We start from the raw sequence: 18,706 nt of genomic DNA, 5'->3' as shown, positions 1-18,706 counted from the left end.
AGGAATTATGCCGTGAAGCTGATGCGGTAGCGGATGTGGCCGTCGCTCTCGATATAGCTGTCGTAGAGCGCCCGGGCTGTCGTGTTCTGCTCGCTCGTATGCCAGTAGAGCCGCGACCAGCCCTTCGCCTTGCAAAGCCCAATGAGATCATCCATCAGCGCCCGCCCGACGCCTTTGCCGCGCGCATCGGGATCGACGAACAGGTCTTCGAGATAGCAGTCTCTGCCGCGGATCCATGTGCCCTCATGCGTGAGGTAGAGCGCAAAGCCCATCACCCTGCCATCGACTTCGGCCACTCGCATCGAGATCGCCGAGCCCGGATCGAAGACCCGGCGCCATGTCTGATCGGTGATGTCGGAATCGACCGTGACTTCGTAAAAGGCGAGATAGCCAGCCCAAAGTTCGCGCCAGCGGGTTTCGTCCTCGGGGCGGGCATCACGTATCGTCACGGTCATGGGCATCCCTTCTTCAGGCGCCGGCTTCGTCGAGCAGCGCCATCGCGTCATCGGAAAGCGCAAGTGTCGCCGATTTCACCAGGCTTTCAAGCTGCGAAAGGCTGGTGGCGCTGGCGATCGGCGCCGTCACACCCTTCTTGCGCAGCAGCCAGGCAAGCGAGATTTCCGCGGGCTTTGCGCCGGTCTGGGCTGAAACCTTGTCGAGCGCCGCAAGAATGCGCAGGCCCTTGTCGTCGAGGTATTGCGAGACGCGGCCCTCGCGTGCGCGGCCTTCCGTGTCGGCCTTGTTGCGGTACTTGCCTGTGAGGAAACCGGCTGCGAGACTGAAATAGGTGATGACGCCGATGTCTTCCCTGATGCAGAGCTCGGCAAGCGGTCCCTCGAAGCTCGCGCGTTCGTAAAGATTATATTCCGGCTGCAGCACGTCGTAACGCGGCAGGCCGGCCTTGCCGGCGGCGTCGAAGGAAGCCTGGAGCAGCTTTGCATCATAGTTCGAGCAGCCGATAGCGCGGATCTTGCCCTGCTGCTTCAGCTTGGCATAGGCGCCGAGCGTTTCCTCGTGCGGCGTATCGGCATCCGGCCAGTGCGAGAGATAGAGGTCGATGTAATCCGTCTGCAGCCGTCGCAGCGAATCTTCGACAGCCTTCAGGATATAGGTCTCCTTCAGCGTCTTCCCCTGTCCCATGTCCGAGCCGACCTTGGTGATGATGACGGCCTTGTCGCGGGAAACGTTCGCCTGCTTCAGCCAACGCCCGATGATCTCCTCGGAATCGCCGCCCTTGTTGCCGGGAACCCAGGCGGAATAGACATCGGCTGTGTCGATGGTGTTCAAGCCTGCGTCGAAGAAGGCATCGAGCATGGCGAAAGATGTTTTCTCATCGGCCGTCCAGCCGAAAACATTGCCGCCGAAGACGATCGGCGCGAGTGAAAGACCTGTTTTTCCAAGCCGGCGCATTTCCATGACGCTCTCCAAAATGGTGAAATGATTGAAATTGCGGAAACGGCAGAACGCCGTCTCGGAGCATGATGTTCCGGCGTAACCTAGCGCGATCCCGGCATCGGGGAAACCAAACTTCCGTGATTTCGGGTCGCGCCATTGCGCCGTTGCGGAGGCCTGAATATGGTTCGCCGACATCAGCTTTGGGAGATTGGATCATGTTGCGCTTCGGTATCATTTCAACGGCGAAGATCGGCCGCGACAATGTCGTTCCAGCAATCCAGGATGCGGAGAACTGCGTCGTCACAGCGATTGCGAGCCGCGATCTCGCGCGTGCAAGGGAGATGGCGGACCGCTTCTCGGTGCCGCATGCCTTCGGCTCCTATGAGGAGATGCTGGCCTCCGACACCATCGACGCCGTCTATATCCCCCTGCCGACCTCGCAGCATATCGAATGGTCGATCAAAGCAGCCGATGCCGGCAAGCATGTGCTCTGTGAAAAGCCGCTGGCGCTGAAAGCAGCCGATATCGACGACGTGATCGCCGCCCGCGACCGCAACCGGGTCGTGGTCACCGAAGCCTATATGGTCACCTATTCCCCGGTCTGGCAGAAGGTGCGCGCGCTGATCGACGAGGGCGCGATCGGTTCGCTCCGGCATGTGCAGGGCGCCTTTACCTATTTCAACCGCGATCCCGCCAATATGCGCAACGTTCCCGAGCTTGGCGGCGGCGGCCTTCCCGATATCGGCGTCTATCCCGTCATGAGCACTCGCTTTTCCACCGGCAAGGAGCCGCTCTGGGTCCAGGCGATCACCGAGCGCGATCCGGACTTCGGCACGGATGTCTATTCGAGCGTCAAAGCCGACTTCGGCGATTTCGAGCTAAGCTTCTATATCTCGACGCAGATGGCGAACCGCCAGGTCATGGTCTTCCACGGCACCGACGGTTACATCGAGGTCAAGTCGCCGTTCAATGCCAATCGCTGGGGCCCCGAGGAGATTGAGCTCGCCGACCGCAGCCACAATGAATCGCGCATTTTCCGCTTCCAGGACAGCCGCCAGTACCGGCGTGAGGTCGAGGCCTTCGCCCGGGCGGTGAAGAACGGCAAGGAAGAGATCGTCACGCTCGAAAATTCGAAGCTGAACCAGAAGGTGATCGACGCGATCTATCGCGCCAGTGAGAAGGACGGCTGGGAAGCCGTCTAGCGCATAACCCCGAAAATCGGAATCAATTTTCGGAAAGGATTATGCGCCGTTTCAAAGTGCTGGAGCGTCTCATTGGACGCGCGGCGCACTCGTCACTCTGCCCGGAAGACGAAGCGCGAATAGCCGAAGAAGCTGAAGAACATCGAGGCGAGGGTGGCGATCACCATGGCTGCAAGGGGCTGAAGCGCCGGCAGCGACACCAGAAGGGCGGAATAGAGCCCGTAATTGACGAGTGCCGCCGTCACCCCGACCGAGCCGTAGCGGAAGCCTTCGGCGGCAAGCGAACGGCCGGAGCGATCGAAGGTGAAGCTCCGGTTGAAAGCCCAGGTCGCCGCCATTGCGAAGGCGATCGCGATGAGCCGCGCCAAAAACGGCCCGAGCGGCGTCAGCTCGAGCAGTGCCGACAGGATGCCGGCATCGATGAGGAAGCCGATGCCGCCGGCAATCGCGAAGCGGACGAGCTTCTTCATGCCGCATCCGCCTTGCCGCGGCCGGGACGCGATGCAGGCGAGGCTTCGCCGACCGGCGGCTTGGCCGCGCTTGGCGTCACGAGGCCCATATAGTGGATGCGCAGCTGCTCGGCGCGGGCGCGCGCGACGGAATCCAGGATGACGCCGGCGGTGAACAGCATGAAGGAGATCATCATCAGCGCCATCGACAGTACCCAGGTCGGCATGCGGCTGACGAGGCCCGTCTCGAAGTATTCCGCCAGCACGGGCGCCATGAATCCGAGGCTTGCCAGCATGAAGGCGGCGCTGATCGTGCTGAAGAAGGCAAAAGGCCGCGTTTCCTTCATCAGCATCGCAAACATCCAGAGGATTTTGCCGCCGTCGCGAAAAGTCGAAAGCTTGGAATGCGAGCCGTCCGGCCGGCGGCCGTAATCGAGTTCCAGCTCGCTGACCGGCAGCTTCAGCCGCGAGGCATGAACGGACATTTCTGTTTCGATCTCGAAGCCGCCTGATACCGCCGGGAAGCTCTTGACGAAACGGCGCGAAAAGGCGCGGTAGCCGGAAAAGATGTCGGTGAAATCAGGGCCGAAGATCGTCCGGTAGAGTAGGTTGAAAAGCCGGTTGCCGAGCGCGTGGCCCTGACGGCCGGCATCGGCATGCACACCGCGGCGCGTGCCGACCACCATGTCGGCGCGCTCCGTCAGAAGCGTGCGTACCAGTTCCTCGGCATCGGAAGGCGCATAGGTCCCGTCGCCGTCGGCCATGATGTAGATATCAGCTTCGATGTCGGCAAACATGCGGCGCACGACGTGACCCTTGCCCTGCCGCCGCTCGCGCACGACATGCGCCCCGGCAAGCATCGCCTGCAAGGCGGTCCCGTCGGTGGAATTATTGTCGTAGACGTGGATCGCTGCCTCCGGCAGCGTCGCGCGGAAGCCCCGCACCACGGAGCCGATTGTCGCCGCCTCGTTATAGCAGGGAAGCAGGACGGCTATATCAAGATTGTCGGTACGCGATCGGGCCATGACTTTACTCGTTACACAGAAGCCGTGGTGAGCCTAAACCACTCGGCGTTAATAAGACCCTATGACGCAGGCAAAATCGGCGGCCGCCGCAAGCGGCTTTACACTTTCTTGATCGGCGACGGCTAAGGTTCGGCAATCAAGAAACGGACCGCTAACCACGATGAACGCTGTGCAGCCGATCGCCATTTCATCATCTGCGACCGACGCCCCCCAGGGCGGAATACGCGGCCTGCTGACACGTTTGTGGCCTGTCGTCATCACCTATAGCGTCGTTCTCGCCGCCATTATCATCGTCACGAGGCTCGCCAGCGCCACCGATTACGTCGGGCCCGACAATGATGACGGCATGCGTCTCGTCGAGGTCCGCGATTTTCTCGCCGGGCAGGGGTGGTTCGATCTGATGCAGTACCGTCTCGGCCTAGACGGCGGCACGCTGATGCACTGGTCGCGGCTGATCGACCTGCCGATCGCCTCGCTGATCTGGTTTTTCGGTCTGTTTGCACCCCATGAGACGGCCGAGGCGTTGGCGCTTGCCGTCTGGCCGGTATCGCTCGTCCTGCCCGCCATGCTCGCCATGGCCGTTGCCGGTCGGCGTATCGGCGATATCGCCGGCATGCATATCAGCCTCGTCCTGACCGGGCTTGCGATCTACACCGGAAATCGTTTCGCGCCGGGCGCCATCGATCATCACAACGCGCAACTGGCGCTGGTGGCGACGATGACGGCGATGCTGCTGGATCCCAAGCGCCGCGGCTGGAACTATGCGGTCGCTGGCGTCGCCGCAGCCGTCGCCATCGCGATCGGTGCCGAAACGACACCCTTCGTCGCCGCCGTCTGCCTGACGATCGCCCTGCTTTGGGCGTGGGAGGGCCAGGATTTCGCCGTTGCCGCTCAGTCCTTCGGGCTGGCGCTGGCGGTCGCGATCAGCATTCTCTTCTTCGCAACGGTGCCGCCGCGGCTCTATTCGATGGTCACCTGCGACAACCTCTCGCTCGGTTATTACAGCCTGGCGGCGATCGGCGGCGGGCTTCTCCTGTTTTCAGCGGTTTTTGCGAGCCAGCTCGCCCGCCCCATCCGCTTTGCGGCGCTGGCCGTCGTCGGTGCGGGTGTTCTCGGTTCGGCGGCGGTGATCGCGCCGCAATGCCTGAGCGATCCGCTGGCCAGTCTCGATCCCATGCTGGTCGAACTCTGGCTGAGAAACATTTCCGAAGCCAAGTCGGTTTTCGCCCTGGCGCGCAGCGAACCTTTCGATATCGGCGCCTTCTATGCGGCAGGCCTGTTCGGGATCGCCGTCTGCGTCTTCCGCATCACCCGGCGCGATCGCGTTCAGATCCATCTGATCCTGTTCTTCCTGCTCGCCGTCAGCTGGGCGATCGCACTGGTCCAGGTGCGCGGCGCAACCTTCTCGAACTTGCTTTCCATCCTGCCGCTTGCCCTGTTGATCATCGATATCAGGCGCATCTCCAACAGCGACAGCGAGAATGTTGCCGCTGCCTTCGTCTATGTGGTGACGGTGCTTGCCAGCGTTCCTGCGGCCTGGGCGGTCGGCGGCGGGCTACTCTCGCTGGAGATGGAAAATGACGTGCCGAAAAAGCCGGCGGAGCCGGTAAAGGAGCATTCCTGCGCCTCGAAACAGGCGCTGGCGCCGCTTGACGGGCTTCCTGTCGGTCTCGTCTCGGCACCGTCGGAAATGGGCGTCTCAATTCTCCGCTTCACGCAAAACCGGGTTCTCTCGGCACCCTATCACCGCAATCAGGGCGGCATGCTGACGGAACTGCATATCGGTATGGCTGAGCCGCAGGAGGCGGAGGCTTTTCTGAAGGGGGCGGGTGTCGCGACGCTTGCCTTCTGCCCGGATGATCCGCAGACGCGCCAACTCGCCAAGCTGAAGCCTGATGGTCTCTATGCGCAACTCGGCAAGGGGAATATTCCGCCCTATCTGGTGCCGCTTCCGAAAGCGGCGGATGCAGGCGTGCAGTTCTTTCGCTATCGGCCAGCGGCGAATTGACGCCGGCAATTTTCATGACGGGTTCGTTATTGAGAGACGCGTAGTGCGCGAAGACGCGCGCTGGCATAGAGCCCGACGACGAAGAGGATAAGGCCACCATTGTAGCCGAGGATGGCATAAACGAGCGCCAGAAGTGACACCGGTCCGGGCGAGCTTATTGCCGCCAGCGCGAATGTGATTCCGATCAGCGCGGCGATCAACGCGATCGCGGCGGCCGAGCGCGTTTGTCCGGCGCTGATGCCCAATGCTGCTGCCGTAAGAGTAATCATTTCAGCACCCTTCCCGAAGAGAACGAGGGGAAGCATAGGAAGCGCCAGCTAACAAAGATTTACCGGCCATCTTTGCCGAAAAGCCTTTGTATTGCGGTGGTTAGCAATCCCTTTCAGGTAAAACGCACATTCTAACTATCCGTTCCGCAACAAAACGAATTTACTCGATTTTGCTGTTTTTTTCTTTGCTGCAACGAGTGCATGTACAGAATGCCGGGAAACGAGCGCGTCCGACGCAACGACCGAGAACCCCTTTCGCCACCGATCTCAACGGCCGGGAAAACCGATCCCAATGCCCATGCCGACCTTCCCGTTTTCAGCGGATGGACATAGAAAGAAGGGATGAGCAACGTCTTCGACAGCGATTCGCCTACCAACCTTGCCGAATATTCGGTTTCGGAGCTTTCCGGCTCGATCAAGCGCACCGTCGAGACGGCCTTCGACCAGGTTCGCGTGCGCGGGGAAATATCAGGCTATCGCGGGCCGCACTCCTCGGGACATGCCTATTTCTCGCTGAAGGACGATCGCGCCCGCATCGACGCCGTCATCTGGAAAGGCACATTCTCGCGCCTGAAGTTCCGCCCGGAAGAGGGCATGGAAGTCATCGCCACCGGCAAGGTCACCACCTTTCCGGGCTCCTCGAAATATCAGATCGTCATCGAGACGCTGGAGCCGGCCGGCGCCGGCGCGCTGATGGCGCTGATCGAGGAGCGCAAGCGCAAGCTCGGCGCCGAAGGCCTGTTCGATGCCGCTCGCAAGAAACGGCTGCCCTTCATGCCGAGGGTCATCGGGGTCGTTACCTCGCCGACCGGCGCCGTCATCCGCGATATCCTGCATCGCATCTCCGATCGTTTTCCGGTCCATGTCATCGTCTGGCCGGTGAAGGTGCAGGGGGAGGGGTCCGGCGAGGAGGTGGCAAACGCCATCCGTGGCTTCAATGCGCTGAAGCCGGCAGGCGCGATCCGGCGCCCTGATGTGCTGATCGTCGCGCGCGGCGGCGGCAGCCTGGAGGATCTCTGGAGCTTCAACGACGAGGTCGTCGTGCGCGCCGCCGCCGAAAGCCGGATACCGCTGATCTCGGCCGTCGGTCACGAGACGGATTGGACGCTGATCGATTATGCCGCCGATGTCCGCGCCCCGACGCCGACGGGTGCTGCGGAAATGGCGGTGCCGGTCAAGGCCGAGCTCGAAGCGCAGGCGGCCGCTCTTGCCGCACGCCTGCAGGGCTGCATAAACCGCCAGATGGATCAGCGCCGCCAATCGGTGCGCGCGCTGATGCGGGCATTGCCGTCGCTCGACCAGTTGCTGGCGCTGCCCCGCCGCCGCTTCGACGAGGCTGCCGCAGGGCTCGGCCGCGGGCTGGAACTCAACACCATCAACAAGCGTCGAGGCTTCGAGCGTGTCGCCTCGCATCTGCGCCCTGATGTGCTCTCCAACCGCATCACCGAGCGCCGCCAGCTTCTGAGCGAACGCATGGCGCGGGCCGAACGCACCGTCGAGCGCCTGCTCGACCGTTCGAAGTCCCGCATCGACCGCGCCGAGGCAATCCTCGCCTCGCTGCCCGCTCGGCTGAAGACCCAGACCGACCGCGGCCGCGAGCGGCTCGGCAACCTTTCGCGCCATGCAGATACGGCGATCCGTCATCAGCTGACACGTGCGCGCGCCGAGCTTTCCGCGCAAGATCGTGTGCTGCAGTCGCTGTCTTACAAGAACGTGCTGAAGCGCGGCTACGCTGTCATTCGCGATGAGGATAACAGACCGGTCTCACAAGCTGCGGCACTCTCTGCCGGCATGGGCATTGCCATCGAATTCGCCGATGGTCGCGTCGGCGCCATGACCACGGAAGGCGGCAATCCTCCCGCCGGCGCGAAGAAGCGCGACGCAAAATCCGCAGAACCGCCGAAGCAGGGAAGCCTGTTCTGACGATGCGGATCCTGCTGTTGCTCGCCCATCCGTTGCCGGAAAGTTTTGCCGCCTCGGTGGCCCGCACCGCCCGCGAAGCATTGGAAGCCTCCGGCCATATCGTCGATCTGCTCGATCTCTACGCCGAGGATTTCGATCCGCGTCTCTCCGAGGCCGAGCGCCGTGGTTATTTCGATGTGCCCTACGACACTTCAGCCGTTGCCGGTATCGCTGATCGGGTGAAAGCGGCCGATGGGCTCGTCCTTGTCTTTCCGCAGTGGTGGTTCAATTTCCCGGCCATCCTGAAAGGGTTCTTTGATCGCATCTTCGCGCCCGGCGTGGCCTTCACCCACGATGCCGCCGGCGGCCGCATCGTGCCTGAGCTCACCAATATCAGACTGCTCTATGCGCTGACGACGACGGGCTCGCCGTGGTGGCTGGTGCATCTCTATATGGGCAATCCCGTCCGTCGCCTGCTGAAGCGCGGCATTGCCAATTTCTGCTCGAAGAAGCTCGTCTTCCGCATGCTGAGCCTGCACGATATGGATCGCGCGACGGAGGTTAAGCGCAAGGCGCATCTGGAACGCGTCCGCAAGGCGCTCATCGCTGTCGTTTGACTATTCGAAATCGGACAGGAATTTCTTGAGCAGCCGGTCGAATTCGGCCTTGTCTTCGGCTGTCAGATTGCGCGTCAGCCGATGCTGGTTGGCGACATGGGCGCCGACCGCTTCTTCCACGGTCGCAAACCCTTTCCCGGTCAGCGCGATCAGCACGCTTCGCCTGTCCTCGGGGTTGAGCATGCGCTCGACGAAACCCGCCTTTTCGAGCTGGTCGATCCGGTTCGTCATCGTGCCGGAACTCACCATGGTCATGTCGAGCAGCTCTCCGGGCGACAGCCGGTACGGCGCTCCGGAGCGGCGAAGCGTCGCCAGCACATCGAAGGCGGAGGAGGAGAGCCCGTGTTTGAGAAGCACTTCGTCCACTTCGCGGCCGATATGCGTCGTCAGCCGCTTCAGCCGGCCGAGGATGCCCATGGGTTCGACATCCAGCTCCGGCCGCTCGCGCCGCCATTGCGCCAGGATCCTGTCGACGTGGTCTTCCTTGGTTTTGTCCATGTCACATCGATATCAGCGGATCTCTTGACGTCAAGATAAAATGCGCTATCGTGGATTTATCTTGAAGTAGAGATTCTTGAGATGAAGAAAAATTTCCGCTACGCCGCCGACGTGTTGATGACAGCGATTGCGCCTGCGATCTGGGGCAGCACCTATTTCGTCACGACGTCCTTCCTGCCACATGGCTATCCGCTGACGATCGCGATGCTGCGCGCACTACCGGCCGGCCTGCTTCTCTTGCTGATTGTTCGGAAACTGCCGACAGGCGTCTGGTGGGGTCGCGCCTTCATTCTCGGCGCGCTGAACTTCTCGTTTTTCTGGGCGATGCTCTTCGTTTCGGCCTATCGCCTGCCCGGCGGCGTAGCGGCCACGGTCGGCGCCGTGCAGCCGCTGATCGTCATTGCGCTCTCGCGCCTCTTCCTAGGCAAACCGATCCGCTTCCTTGCCGTCATTGCCGGCCTGATCGGCATATCAGGCGTCGGACTGCTGGTGCTGACGCCGAATGCGGCGCTCGATCCCGTCGGCATCGTCGCCGGTCTTGCAGGCGCGGTCTCCATGGCTTTCGGCACGGTGCTGACCCGCCACTGGCAGCCGCCGGTCTCCAGCCTGACCTTTACTTCATGGCAATTGACTGCAGGCGGCGTCCTGCTCGTGCCCGTCGCCCTCTTCCTTGAGCCGGCACTGCCAGTGCCGACGGCGGCCAATATCCTCGGCATCGCCTATCTCGGCCTCGTCGGCGCGGCCTTCACCTATCTGCTCTGGTTCCGCGGCCTGTCACGCATCGAGCCGTCGGCCGCGGCCTCGCTCGGCTTCTTGAGCCCCGCGGTCGCGACCCTGCTCGGTTGGCTGGCGCTCGGCCAGAACCTGACGCCAGCCCAGCTTTCAGGCCTTGCCATGGTGCTGGTCAGCGTCTGGCTCAGCCAGCGCAGCCTGATGGCGAAGGCGGGCGTTGTTACGCCCACTCGCCCTGCCGCATCACCGGAACCCGTGCGCCGTCCGGCTTGATGCCGTCGATATCGACCTTGTCGGAGCCGATCATCCAGTCGATATGGATGAGGCTCGAATTGCCACCCTGCGCCTTGATCTGCTCCTGGCTGAGTTTCGCGCCGTCGAGGAAGCACTTGGAATAGCACTGGCCGAGCGCGATGTGGCACGAGGCGTTTTCGTCGAACAGGGTGTTGTAGAACAGAATGCCGCTGGCCGAGATCGGCGAGGAATGCGGCACGAGCGCCACTTCGCCAAGCCGGCGCGCGCCCTCGTCGGTATCGAGCACCTTGTTCAGCACCTCTTCGCCGCGCGAGGCCTTGGCCTCGACGATGCGGCCGCCCTCGAAGCGCACCCGGATATTGTCGATCAGTGTACCCTGATGCGAAAGCGGCTTGGTGCTCGACACATGACCTTCGACGCGCAGTGCATGCGGCGTGGTGAAGACTTCCTCGGTCGGGATATTCGGATTGCAGGTGATGCCGTTCTTGGCCGCGGAAGCGCCGCCATGCCATTCGTGCCCATCGGCGAGGCCGACCGTCAGGTCCGTGCCCGGTCCCCTAAAATGCAGTGAAGCGAAGCGCTCGCCGTTCAGCCAGGCGGAACGCTTGGCAAGGTTGGCATTGTGTTCGGCCCAGGCGGCGACAGGATCGCTGAGATCGACGCGGGAAGCGGCAAAGATCGCCTTGGCGAGCTTGGCGATCGCAATCGGTTCGGGATCATCGGGGAAGACCACCTTGGCCCAGGAAGGGTTGGGGTAGGAGACGATGTTCCAGTTGATATCGAAATTCGAGATCTTCTCCAGCGCCGGCTTGTAGGCGGTTGAGGTGGCGCGGTTGGCGCGGCCGACCTTGCCGGCATCCTGCTCGGAGAGCAGCATCGGATTGTCGCCGGCGATTGCGAGACGCGCCGCACCATTGTCATAGGCCTTTGCCATGCCCTCGTAGAGCCAGCCGGAGGCGCGGTCGAAGCTCTCGTTGCTGCCATACTGATACCGCGCCAGCGTCGTTTCCTCGTCGGAATAGAAGGCGGTCACCAATCCGGCGCCGGCCTGATAGGCGTGTTTGGTGATGAGGCGCACAAGCGGCAGCGCCACGACAGGTGACGTAATCACCAGGTCCTGACCCTTCTGCAACTGCAGGCCGACCTTGATGGCGACTTCCGCAAGCTTCTCCAGCTTGACGGGATCAACGGTGTTCTGGCTCTGGGGCATGAAAGTCATGGTTCAACCTGCCTTCTGTATTTACGGTGGGAGGCTGGAAGACTTAGACCCGTTTGCGGCGAAAATGAAGGGCGCCGCTTCGGAATTGAAGGCGGCCGGACGCATGTTCCCGGCCGCCTATGCGCACTTCAAGCGGCGGCGGGCAGCCTGAGCAGGATCGAGTTATGCTTCTCGAGGAACTCCGTCAGCCGCTGCGGATAATCTTCGCCGACCGCGTTTCGGACACTCGCGCGCTCGGACAGCGCCTTGCGCCAGCGCTTGACCCGCTCGAGCCCGTCGAAGATTCCGCTGTCGCCGAGCGTGTCGAAGAGATCGAAGTAACGGAAGATCGGCGCGAAGACGGCGTCGACCAGGCTGAAGCTGGCTCCGGCGAAATACGGCCCCTCCGCCAACGCCCCCTCGATCGTCGCGAATTTGGCGGCGAGTGCCTTGCGCTTGGTCTCCAGTTGCGTCGCATCCTGAGCCGTCTCATAGCCCCAGAGGTCGGAAAGCACGGACGACCCGAATTCCATCCAGCCACGGTGGCGGGCTCGCGTCAGCGCGTCGGCGGGATGCAGGGCCGCACCCGCCTGCGTTTCCTCCAGATATTCGCAGATGACGCTGCTTTCGAACAATACGGCCTCGCTTCCGTCTTCCCCTTCGATCCTGAGCAGCGGCACCTTGCCGAGCGGCGATATTTTCAGGAACCAGTCCGGCTTGTTGGCGAGATCGATATTGATGCGCTCGAACGGCACGCCCTTTTCGAGAAGCGCGATAGCGGCGCGCTGCACATAGGGACAGAGATGATGACTGATAAGGGTAAGCCTGCTCATGAAAGTCTCCTGGCGGTTTGCAAAGAATCGGACGGTCAAAATCTATGCAAGTGCATCTAATATCGCTTGCCGCAGAATTCAAGATAGATGTAATTGCATTTATGTCGGAAAATATACCGAAACCGAGCGAAGCCGCCGTCTCAGCCTGGACGCGCATCATGCGCGCCCGCGAACGGCTGCTTGCTGCGATCGAGGCCGACTTCAAGACGACCGGGATGCCGCCGCTTGCCTGGTACGACGTGCTCTGGGAATTGGCGCGCACGCAATCCGGCAAGCTGCGTCCCTATGAGATCGAGGAGCGGACGTTGCTGGCGCAGTATAATCTGTCCCGCCTGATCGACCGGCTGGCGAAAGAGGGCCTGGTCCGGCGCGAGGTCTTCGCTAGGGATGGGCGCGGGCGCTGGGTGGTGATTACCGATGCCGGCCGAGAGCTTCGTGAGCGCATGTGGGCCGTTTATGCCAGGTCGATCGAAACCAATATCGGCTGCAAGCTCTCCGAAAGCGAGGCGAAGGCGATCGCCGGCCTGCTCGACCGCTTTCTCTAGTTCGAGAGCATGATGTCGCCTGAAAACCGCTTACACTTTTGGGCAACATGCTCTGATCAGGCGATCAGTGACGCGGCGACGGCTTTCAGCGCCTTCAACGCATCCTTGGGATCGAGCCTTACCTGCAGCCCGCGTTGCCCGCCATTGATATAGACGAGCGGTTCGGCAAGGGCGGCTTCCTCGATCGCCGTCGGCACGGTCTTCTTCTGCCCGAACGGGCTAATGCCGCCGACATGATAACCCGTCAGCCGCTCGGCATCGGCAGGCTTCATCATATTGGCCGACTTGCCGTGAAAGGCGCTCGCAAGCTTCTTCATGCTGACTTCGCGGTCCGACGGCACGACGACGCAGACCGGCTTGCCGTCCACCTCGGCCATCAGCGTCTTCAGCACCCGGTGCGGCGCCTCGCCCAGCGCCTCGGCCGCCTGCAGCCCGACACGCTCGGCGCCGGGATCATAATCATAGACATGGACGGTAAAGCCGACGCCTGCTTGGGTGAGAGCCCGTGTTGCGCGCGTGGTCTTGGACATCGTTCAGCGCTCGAACATATCCGCGTAGGCCTCCGGCTTGAAGCCGATCAGCAGCTTGCCCTTGGTTTCCAGCACCGGCCGCTTGATCATCGACGGCTGGTCGATCATCAGTGCGATCGCCTTTTCCCGGGTCAGGTTTTCGCGGTCGGCATCGGGCAGCTTGCGGAAAGTGGTCCCGGCGCGGTTGAGCACGGTATCGAGACCGGCTTCGTCGATCCAGGCTTCGAGATGGGTACGGTCGATACCCGACGCCTTGTAATCGTGAAACTCATAAGCGACGCCGTGCTCTTCCAGCCAGCCGCGGGCCTTCTTCATCGTGTCGCAATTCTTGATGCCATAGATGGTGATGGCCATGCTTGATCGATCTCCCTGTGATGGCAGCGAAATAACATGCACGACGGCCGGCGCAAACGCCGTGCTACTCTTATCCCTCGATCCCTTCGATCCATGCGGGATACTCGGGCGCAAAGCCGGCCTGACTCAATTCTCCAGTGCGCCGGCCCTGCGCGAAGCCTTGCTCGGGCTGCCGCAGGCAATCTTCATCAGGTCACCGCGCCGCCGCACCAGCCGGTCGGACGTCCGGGTCAGGATCAGCCCATCCTGAGGCGCATATAGCTCGATGCTGCCGCCCGGCTGCCCCGGCCGGGTGACGATTGTCGCCAGAAGATCGCCTTCTGCCATCCTCTCGCCGATGTTGCGATGAAAGAGCACGGCCCCGCCTTCAGGTGCGCGGATGATCTCGACATTGTCGAGCGGCACGGCCGGACCGGAGAATACGGCTGCCGTAGCCTTCTCGCTGTTGACGATCCCGCGTGCTGCGAGGAAACGCCAGAGCCCGTCGGCATCCCTTTTCGCCAGTATCGGGTCGACGTCGCGTTTGCCGCGCAGTTCGACGGTGACGGAAAGTTTGCCGGGCAACCGGGACTGGCGCTCGCCGGGAACTTCGTACTTCCATGCAAAGCCCACGGCTTCCTCGAAGGCCGAGCTTTCGCCGTCCGAAAGCAGCACGGCTTCCATCTCGAGTGCGGCGGCGAGATCGGCCGCCTCCGGCCAGAAGGTCTCGTCGATATAGGCATATTGCAGGGATTCGTCATCGCAATGCAGGTCGAGCACGAGATCGGCTCCTAGCGCCATATGCAGCAGCTGCCGCTTCAGTCTGTCAGTAGCCGGATAATCATCGAGATCTTCGGTCAGCGTCGCCCGATCGACAAGGGGGATCAGTGGGAAATCGCGGTTGAAATTGGTGCGTGAGCCCAAGTCGAAACGGCCCTGCAATTCGCCAAAATGCGACTGCGCCGCACCGATCGGATTGGCCTGCGGCACGATGGTGATATCGCCGGCGATCCCGCCTTGGCCTTCCTGCCGCAGCCGCTCGCAAAGGAAATGCAGCAGCACCGTTCCCGGCAGTTCGCCGGCATGCAGTGCCGCCTGAATATAGACCTTCGGCGCCTTCGGATCGCTGCCCTTAAAGCACAGCACCGGCAGCCGCCACTCCGTTCCCGGCGTATCTCCCGGGATGATGATCTCTGAAACGTCCATTTTGTCTTCGCTCCCCGGCTGCAACCCAGAAAAGGTTTCCAGAGCTTTATGCGGGTAAATCAGCCAAGCGCAAGCCGGGGTAGGCAGGACATCGTTGCCTCAGCCGAGCAACGGCCAGCGATCGATGATGTGATGTCGGTGTTTCCGAGAAGACTGTGGACGAGCAGGAATTCAGATGCCGTCCATGAAACCGGTGTGTTGAGGGTCGCCGTCGGCACGGCCTTGCGGTCGTAGAGCAGTGTCATGTGCGGCTTGAAATCGCCGCTGATATTATGCGGGAATCCGGCATTGTGCATGCTAACGCCGAGTTGGACGCGCAGTCGGGTGAGCGGTTTACGTCCGCCTTCGCCGCAAAGCACAAGCGCTCGAGCATGCGGGAATCGCATGATCAGATCGAAGCTCATTGCGATCGGGGCACTCTCGACTGCGGCGCCGGCCTGTAGCGCCGCGAAGACCACATTCTCTGGCAGCCTCGGATAGTCGCCGACCCAGATGATTGTCACATGCAAAGTCGTCAGCCGCGGCTCGCCGAAAGGGAGAAGGCTCGACGATAGTCATGGGCGATCGACGCCGCCTGCTGCTCGATGGCGTCAGGAGGACAGAGGGCAAAGAAAAGCTGGTGTCCATCGCCGTCGCTGTGGCCCGGCCGCCCACGCTGACTGCGGTCATGGTCGAAGTCGAAAGACATCTGGTCATAGGATCGCAAGGCCGTCATGGCCCGCCTCGTCGTTTCCAAATGCGAGGTAGGATATTCCTGGCGGGGTGGTACATCAAGAACAAAAAGAGAACAGTAATTTCCGTCGCACGCAAGAAACGGGTTGAAACAGCAGTCGCTCCATACGATTTTGTCGGTAATCGAAAACGCGGAGGCTGTGTCATGGCTGAGACTATGCACCACTATTTCATCTTCGAAACCGCGAGTGGCTTTTGCGGTATTGCCTGGAGCGACGCCGGCATCACCCGCTTCCAGCTGCCGACGAAAGCCGCGGAAGCGACCGAGCGGCTGCTGCTGCGCCGATTGCCGGGTGCCGAACCCGGAACGCCAACGCCTGACGTGCTCGAGACGGTCGCCGCCGTGAAGCGTTACTTCCAGGGCGAGGAAACGGATTTTTCCGGCGTCGAACTCGATCTTGCCGGCCAGGATACCTTCTTCCGGGAGATTTATGCGGCGGTACGGCGCGTCGGCTGGGGCCGCACGACCACTTACGGCGCGTTGGCGAAGGAGCTCGGCGTCGGGCCGGAAGCCGCCCGCGACGTTGGCCAGGCAATGGCGAAGAACCCGGTCGCTCTGATCATTCCCTGCCACCGGGTGCTCGCCGCCGGCGGCAAGATCGGCGGCTTCTCCGCTCCCGGCGGTTCGTCATCGAAGGCCCGCATGCTGGAGCTCGAAGGCGTCAACCTCGCACCGCCGCCGCCTGCCCAGCAGTCGCTGGGTTTTTAGGCGGCGGAGGCTTTTTCGCTTTCCGTAATTCCCGGCAAAATCGCTTCGCGCTTTGCCTGGCAAACCCGCTCTACACTTTTGCTGGAATTGCTTTGCCAGTTTCTCAGCCGATCAATGCGGGCTGGCTGTCGGCCGGATGATGATCTCGCTGACATCGACGTCATCGGGCTGGCTGACGGCGTAGAGGATCGAATTGGCGATGGCCTCGGGGCTGATCGTGATCGCCCTGAAAGCCTTCATGGCTTCCCGCGCCGTCGGATCGGTGATGGTGTCGGCCAGTTCCGATGTCGTCGTGCCGGGCGAGATGACGGTGACGCGGATACGATCGGTCTCCTGCCGCAATCCGTCCGAGATCGCCCGCACTGCGAATTTCGTCGCGCAATAGACGGCGGCGGTCGGAGAGACGCTGTGGCCGCCGATCGAAGACAGGTTGATGATCTGCCCCGATCCCTGCGACTTCATGATCGGAAGCGCCGCCGCGATCCCGTAGAGAACACCCTTGATATTGACGTCGACCATTTGGTCCCACTCGTCGACCTTGAGGGCCTCGAGCGGCGAGAGCGGCATGATGCCGGCATTGTTGACGATCACATCCAGCCGGCCGAATTCGGATCTGGCAAAGCCTGCGAAGGCTTCCACCTGGGAACGGTCGGTGACGTCAAGCCGTCGCAGGCGCACCGTCCCGCCCTTTGCGGCGATGTCGCCGGCGAGTTCCTCTAGGCGCTCGGTACGGCGCGCGCCGATCACGATATGGGCGCCGGCCGCAGCCAGCACCTTGGCCGCAGCCTGTCCGATGCCGCTGCTGGCCCCGGTGATGGCTACGACTTTTCCTTCGATATCAGACATTTCAAGCTCCATTGGCAAGTTAAGCAGTTTCTTGGTGGCGCGTCAGATTGGGAAGTCGGCGCTGAGCGTCGTCTCTGCCCAGGCATCGAAATTTGCGCGCAGCGCATCGAGCCTTTCGCGGGCGATCTTCAGGGCGGGTGCGCCGAGCAGCAGGCGCAGCGGCGGCTCGGTTGCCTCGAATGCGGATATGATCGCAATTGCAGCACGGGCCGGATCTCCCGGCTGGTTGCCGGAGACCAAACGGGTGGCCTGGCGCCGCTTGCCTGACGTTTCGGCATAGTCATCGATGATCGTGTCGGACTCGACCATCGACCGGCCGGCCCAATCCGTGCGGAAGGCGCCGGGTTCGAGGATCGTCACATCGATGCCAAGCGGCCTGACCTCATACGAAAGAGATTCCGACAGGCCTTCGACCGCAAATTTGGTGGCGTGGTAGTAGCCGGTTGCGGCGAAGGCGACGAGCCCGCCAAGCGAGGAGACGTTGAAGATATGCCCTTGCCGGCGTGCGCGCATGCCCGGCAGGACCTGCTTGGTGACATCGATCAATCCGAAGACATTGGTCTCGAACTGGGCGCGTATCTCAGCATCGTCGCCCTCTTCGATCGCCGAGAGGTAGCCGTAGCCGGCATTGTTGACGAGAACATCGATTGCACCGAAATGCGTTTCGGCGTCACGAACCGCACGGGCAACTGAGCGGCTGTCCGTTACATCGAGGGCAAGAGTAAGCGCCCTGTCGCCATGCTCTGCTGTGAGATCTGCCAAGGTCTCGGGTCTGCGCGCCGTCATGGCGGCGCGCCAGCCACGGGCCAGAACGGCTTCGGCGAGTGCCCGGCCGAGGCCGGACGACGCTCCGGTGATGAACCAGATGGGTGTTGTGGAAGACATGATCGTCATCCTTTCCGGCCGGTAAATGCGGCCTTATCCTTGGTGGTATTGCCTTTCAGGCGGCGCCTCACCTGCGGCGAAGCACCATGCCGCCATGATGGAGGGTCTTCTCGTCTACGAAATCGCCATCGGCCGTGAAGCCGGTGTCGTCCCAGTATTCGATATGCCTTCCGGTGACTTCGTAGCGTCCTCGATAGGCACTTTCCCGGTTTCCGCGGGCTTCGTCGTAACGGCCATTCGGCAAAAGTTCGTGGCGGACGCGGCCGTCTTCCGTCACCCACATACCGACATAAGGATGTTGCTGCATTCCACGCTCGCTTGTCTGTTGCTGCTGGGGCTCTCGGTCGTTCACGGCATCGGCGGCTGAGGAACTGGTCGCTGTGCCCGCCAAGGTGGTTGCGGCGAAAAAATGCAGAATAAGACTGTTGGAAATGTTGCGCATCGCTCCTCCTTTCGAAGCCTTGCTTGACCTCGACTGAAAGATAGCCCGCCCATCCCCGGCGATTAAGTTGCCAATCCGAAATGCCTTGGTTAGAA

21 protein-coding genes and 1 pseudogene are annotated in these 18,706 nt (G+C 62.0%); 7 read left to right on the top strand and 15 right to left on the bottom strand.

Features of this window, described 5'->3' with window-relative positions:
• Window positions 1–5 precede the first annotated feature (5 nt).
• Together EFB14_RS13320 and EFB14_RS13315 are read right to left on the bottom strand one after the other, a co-directional pair.
• The gene (locus EFB14_RS13320) at window positions 6–455 is read right to left on the bottom strand and encodes a GNAT family N-acetyltransferase (protein WP_126825885.1); all 450 of its coding nucleotides are present in this window, start codon (window positions 453–455) and stop codon (window positions 6–8) included.
• A 13-nt stretch (window positions 456–468) separates the two neighbouring features.
• Complete coding sequence (locus EFB14_RS13315) at window positions 469–1,416, bottom strand: aldo/keto reductase (RefSeq protein WP_125841742.1); 948 nt, start codon at window positions 1,414–1,416, stop codon at window positions 469–471.
• Window positions 1,417–1,610: 194 nt separating this feature from the next.
• On the opposite strand from EFB14_RS13315, the gene EFB14_RS13310 reads away from it, so the two are divergent.
• On the top strand, window positions 1,611–2,597 hold the full coding sequence (locus EFB14_RS13310) for a Gfo/Idh/MocA family protein (protein ID WP_126825882.1): 987 nt from the start codon (window positions 1,611–1,613) through the stop codon (window positions 2,595–2,597).
• Window positions 2,598–2,689: 92 nt separating this feature from the next.
• Here EFB14_RS13310 and EFB14_RS13305 read toward each other — a convergent pair whose 3' ends face one another.
• Window positions 2,690–3,067 (bottom strand): GtrA family protein, encoded by a 378-nt coding sequence (locus EFB14_RS13305; protein WP_126825879.1) that lies wholly within the window; start codon window positions 3,065–3,067, stop codon window positions 2,690–2,692.
• The gene (locus tag EFB14_RS13300) at window positions 3,064–4,071 is read right to left on the bottom strand and encodes a glycosyltransferase (RefSeq protein WP_125841748.1); all 1,008 of its coding nucleotides are present in this window, start codon (window positions 4,069–4,071) and stop codon (window positions 3,064–3,066) included. Before EFB14_RS13300 ends, EFB14_RS13305 begins: the two co-directional genes overlap by 4 nt.
• 160 nt (window positions 4,072–4,231) lie before the next feature.
• Between EFB14_RS13300 and EFB14_RS13295 the strand changes: the two genes are divergently transcribed.
• A complete protein-coding gene (locus tag EFB14_RS13295; RefSeq protein WP_126825876.1) occupies window positions 4,232–6,079 on the top strand; it encodes a hypothetical protein in 1,848 nt (615 codons plus the stop codon).
• 26 nt (window positions 6,080–6,105) lie between these two features.
• On the opposite strand, the gene EFB14_RS13290 is transcribed toward EFB14_RS13295, so the two are convergent.
• Entirely contained in the window at window positions 6,106–6,348 is a 243-nt protein-coding gene (locus tag EFB14_RS13290; RefSeq protein ID WP_125841752.1) for a hypothetical protein, read from the bottom strand.
• A 342-nt stretch (window positions 6,349–6,690) separates the two neighbouring features.
• Between EFB14_RS13290 and xseA the strand changes: the two genes are divergently transcribed.
• Window positions 6,691–8,271, top strand: a complete 1,581-nt coding sequence (gene xseA / locus EFB14_RS13285) for an exodeoxyribonuclease VII large subunit (protein ID WP_126825873.1) — start codon at window positions 6,691–6,693, stop codon at window positions 8,269–8,271.
• A 2-nt stretch (window positions 8,272–8,273) separates the two neighbouring features.
• Window positions 8,274–8,867: an NAD(P)H-dependent oxidoreductase gene (locus tag EFB14_RS13280; RefSeq protein ID WP_126825870.1), complete on the top strand. Its 594-nt coding sequence runs from the start codon at window positions 8,274–8,276 to the stop codon at window positions 8,865–8,867.
• On the opposite strand, the gene EFB14_RS13275 is transcribed toward EFB14_RS13280, so the two are convergent.
• Window positions 8,868–9,365, bottom strand: coding sequence for a MarR family winged helix-turn-helix transcriptional regulator (locus EFB14_RS13275; protein WP_125841758.1), 498 nt, complete (start codon window positions 9,363–9,365; stop codon window positions 8,868–8,870). It abuts the gene before it with no gap.
• 81 nt (window positions 9,366–9,446) lie between these two features.
• On the opposite strand from EFB14_RS13275, the gene EFB14_RS13270 reads away from it, so the two are divergent.
• Complete coding sequence (locus EFB14_RS13270) at window positions 9,447–10,370, top strand: EamA family transporter (RefSeq protein ID WP_126825868.1); 924 nt, start codon at window positions 9,447–9,449, stop codon at window positions 10,368–10,370.
• On the opposite strand, the gene EFB14_RS13265 is transcribed toward EFB14_RS13270, so the two are convergent.
• Window positions 10,318–11,571: an aminopeptidase gene (locus tag EFB14_RS13265; RefSeq protein ID WP_126825865.1), complete on the bottom strand. Its 1,254-nt coding sequence runs from the start codon at window positions 11,569–11,571 to the stop codon at window positions 10,318–10,320. The genes EFB14_RS13270 and EFB14_RS13265 overlap by 53 nt on opposite strands.
• A 128-nt stretch (window positions 11,572–11,699) precedes the next feature.
• Complete coding sequence (locus tag EFB14_RS13260) at window positions 11,700–12,383, bottom strand: glutathione S-transferase family protein (RefSeq protein WP_125841763.1); 684 nt, start codon at window positions 12,381–12,383, stop codon at window positions 11,700–11,702.
• A gap of 101 nt (window positions 12,384–12,484) precedes the next feature.
• On the opposite strand from EFB14_RS13260, the gene EFB14_RS13255 reads away from it, so the two are divergent.
• Window positions 12,485–12,928, top strand: coding sequence for a MarR family winged helix-turn-helix transcriptional regulator (locus EFB14_RS13255; protein ID WP_126825862.1), 444 nt, complete (start codon window positions 12,485–12,487; stop codon window positions 12,926–12,928).
• 56 nt (window positions 12,929–12,984) lie between these two features.
• Here the strand turns inward: EFB14_RS13255 and ybaK are convergent, their stop codons facing one another.
• The 4 genes and pseudogenes from ybaK to EFB14_RS13235 all read right to left on the bottom strand — a co-directional run bounded on the left by ybaK (window position 12,985) and on the right by EFB14_RS13235 (window position 15,712).
• On the bottom strand, window positions 12,985–13,458 hold the full coding sequence (gene ybaK, locus EFB14_RS13250) for a Cys-tRNA(Pro) deacylase (RefSeq protein WP_126825859.1): 474 nt from the start codon (window positions 13,456–13,458) through the stop codon (window positions 12,985–12,987).
• 3 nt (window positions 13,459–13,461) lie between these two features.
• On the bottom strand, window positions 13,462–13,812 hold the full coding sequence (locus EFB14_RS13245) for an ArsC family reductase (protein ID WP_126825856.1): 351 nt from the start codon (window positions 13,810–13,812) through the stop codon (window positions 13,462–13,464).
• 126 nt (window positions 13,813–13,938) lie between these two features.
• Window positions 13,939–14,997 carry a M14 family metallopeptidase gene (locus EFB14_RS13240; protein ID WP_126825853.1) on the bottom strand — a complete coding sequence of 353 codons (1,059 nt, stop codon included), beginning with the start codon at window positions 14,995–14,997 and terminating at the stop codon, window positions 13,939–13,941.
• Between the two features lie 99 nt (window positions 14,998–15,096).
• A pseudogene (locus EFB14_RS13235) lies at window positions 15,097–15,712 on the bottom strand (2'-5' RNA ligase family protein).
• A 162-nt stretch (window positions 15,713–15,874) separates the two neighbouring features.
• Between EFB14_RS13235 and EFB14_RS13230 the strand changes: the two are divergent.
• Window positions 15,875–16,438: a methylated-DNA--[protein]-cysteine S-methyltransferase gene (locus EFB14_RS13230; protein WP_126825850.1), complete on the top strand. Its 564-nt coding sequence runs from the start codon at window positions 15,875–15,877 to the stop codon at window positions 16,436–16,438.
• A gap of 111 nt (window positions 16,439–16,549) precedes the next feature.
• Here EFB14_RS13230 and EFB14_RS13225 read toward each other — a convergent pair whose 3' ends face one another.
• The 3 genes from EFB14_RS13225 to EFB14_RS13215 are packed head-to-tail and all read right to left on the bottom strand — an operon-like array spanning window position 16,550 to window position 18,611.
• Complete coding sequence (locus tag EFB14_RS13225; RefSeq protein WP_126825847.1) at window positions 16,550–17,284, bottom strand: SDR family oxidoreductase; 735 nt, start codon at window positions 17,282–17,284, stop codon at window positions 16,550–16,552.
• Window positions 17,285–17,326: 42 nt separating this feature from the next.
• The gene (locus tag EFB14_RS13220; protein WP_183604888.1) at window positions 17,327–18,178 is read right to left on the bottom strand and encodes an oxidoreductase; all 852 of its coding nucleotides are present in this window, start codon (window positions 18,176–18,178) and stop codon (window positions 17,327–17,329) included.
• A 58-nt stretch (window positions 18,179–18,236) separates the two neighbouring features.
• A complete protein-coding gene (locus tag EFB14_RS13215; RefSeq protein ID WP_126825840.1) occupies window positions 18,237–18,611 on the bottom strand; it encodes an Atu4866 domain-containing protein in 375 nt (124 codons plus the stop codon).
• Window positions 18,612–18,706: the final 95 nt, after the last annotated feature.

It is taken from the genome of Rhizobium fabae, from assembly GCF_003985135.1.
GTDB classification, from domain to species: Bacteria; Pseudomonadota; Alphaproteobacteria; order Rhizobiales; family Rhizobiaceae; genus Rhizobium; species Rhizobium pisi.
Note: the sequence above shows the minus strand (reverse complement) of the source record. Positions and strands in the feature narration are given on the sequence as shown.